Annotated in this window: 2 protein-coding genes; one reads left to right on the top strand and one right to left on the bottom strand. The window is 65.1% G+C overall.

All coding sequences use genetic code 11. From position 1 onward, the window contains the following. Positions 1-69 precede the first annotated feature (69 nt). Positions 70-1,386 (bottom strand): metal-dependent hydrolase family protein, encoded by a 1,317-nt coding sequence (locus tag BEN49_RS14610; RefSeq protein WP_070744599.1) that lies wholly within the window; start codon positions 1,384-1,386, stop codon positions 70-72. Between the two features lie 106 nt (positions 1,387-1,492). On the opposite strand from BEN49_RS14610, the gene BEN49_RS14615 reads away from it, so the two are divergent. Further along, positions 1,493-1,747 carry an acyl-CoA-binding protein gene (locus tag BEN49_RS14615; protein WP_070744601.1) on the top strand — a complete coding sequence of 85 codons (255 nt, stop codon included), beginning with the start codon at positions 1,493-1,495 and terminating at the stop codon, positions 1,745-1,747. The last annotated feature ends 164 nt before the right edge of the window (positions 1,748-1,911 follow it).

The raw sequence follows: 1,911 nt of genomic DNA on the forward strand, positions 1-1,911 counted from the left end.
TAGCCCACTTCCAGTGGTTTCTTTTAGTCGGCTTTAGCCGAAACCACCGAATTCCATTCGGCTTCAAACCTATGGACTTTCAGTCCATAGTCGTTTAGTGACGTACACCACGCCGGCCTTCATCACGAAGCTGGGGCGCATGAGGGCCGTAATGTCTTGGAGCGGGTTGCCGTCCAGGGCCACCACGTCGGCGAGCTTGCCGGCTTCCAGGGCCCCCAGGTTGGCCGTTTCGTCGAGCAGCATGGCGGCGTTGAGGGTGGCGCTGCGGATGGCCTCGAGCGCGGGCATGCCGGCTTCGGTCATGTAGCCGAACTCGCGGGCGTTCTGGCCGTGGCGGAACACGCCGGCGTCGGTGCCAAACGCCACCCGCACCCCCGCCTTGTAGGCCCGCCCGAAGGTGCCCTGCATCTGGTTGCCGATGCTCACGGCCTTGATGGCCACTACCGCTGGGAAGTAGCCGGGCTTGCGCGCCGAGTCGGCCACCGACTTGCCGGCGATGAGCGTGGGCACGTACCAGGCCGTGCTTTTCTTGAACAGCGCGATGCCTTCGTCGTCCAGCAGCGAGCCGTGGTCGATGCTGCTCACGCCCGCGCGCAGGGCCCGTTTGATGCCTTCGGGGCCGTGGGCGTGGCAGGCCACGCGCATGCCCAGGTCGCGGGCGGTTTCTACCACGGCCCGGATTTCCTCCTCCGTGTACTGGGGCCCGCTGCTGTTCTTGCTCAGGTCAAGCACGCCACCGGTGCTGGCAATTTTAATCAAGTCGGCGCCGCGCTTGAACTGCTCGCGCACGGCCTGGCGGCACTGGTCGGGACCGTTGGCCACGCCCGCCACGGGGCCCGGGTTCAGCTTCTCCATCATGAAGTCGCTCAGGCCGTCGGTGCCGTCCATGTGCCCGCCGGTGGCCGACAGCGCCACGCCCGCCGAGTAGATGCGGGGCCCCGGCACCAGGCCCTGGGCCACGGCCTTGCGTAGGGCCGTATTCACGCCCGAGCCGCCACAGTCGCGCACCGTGGTGAAGCCCGCGCGCAGCGTCGTCAGGGCATAGCCCTGGGCGCGGTAGGCAATGTCGGCCGGGTTCAGAGTGAACTGCTCGCTAAACGAACTTTTGCCGAACTCGGATTCCAGGTGCACGTGGCAGTCGATGAGGCCGGGTAGCACGGTGCGGCTTTCGAGGTCGACAATTTTGTCCTGGGGGCCCCCAGCGGCGTAGCCGGCCTGCACGGCCACGATGCGGTCCTTCTCGACCACCACCGTTTGCTGGGCCAGCAGGCGGCCGCTGCGCACGTCGAGCAGGTGGCCGCAGTGCAGGTAGGTTTTTTGGGCGAACGCCGCGGGGGCCCCCAGCAGGAGGGCGGCGGCCAGGCAGGGAATAAAATTGCGCGTCATAGGTTTGCTGAAGGTGGGGCCGGAAGGTACAAGCATTGCCGGGTCGCGGCCCGGTGTTTTCGCGCCGCGGTGCCACTTTTTCTCGTTTTATTTTTATCCCAGTTCCATGACGACCCAGGAAGAATTTGAAACCGCCGCGCAGCGCGCCCAGCAGCTGCCCGGCAAGCCCGCCAACACGGTGCTCCTCCAGCTTTACGCCCTCTACAAGCAAGCCACCGACGGCGACGTGACCGGCACCCGCCCCGGCGGCTTCGACTTCAAAGCCATTGCCAAGTACGACGCCTGGGCCGCCCAGCGCGGCCTCAGCAAAGACGCCGCCCGCCAGCAATACGTGGAGCTAGTCGGCGAGCTGGCGGGTTGAGATAGGGTAGGAGGGTGCGGGGGTTGGAGGGTGTGGGGGTTGGAGGGTGTGGGGGGCATTCAAGCTATTTGTGAATTTTATTGAACGTCATGCTGAGCGCAGCCGAAGCATCTCTACTGCTCCACTAATCATAATTACTGCTGCGGTAGAGATTGCTTTCGGCT

The sequence above is a fragment of the Hymenobacter coccineus genome, assembly GCF_001816125.1.
GTDB classification, from domain to species: domain Bacteria; phylum Bacteroidota; class Bacteroidia; order Cytophagales; family Hymenobacteraceae; genus Hymenobacter; species Hymenobacter coccineus.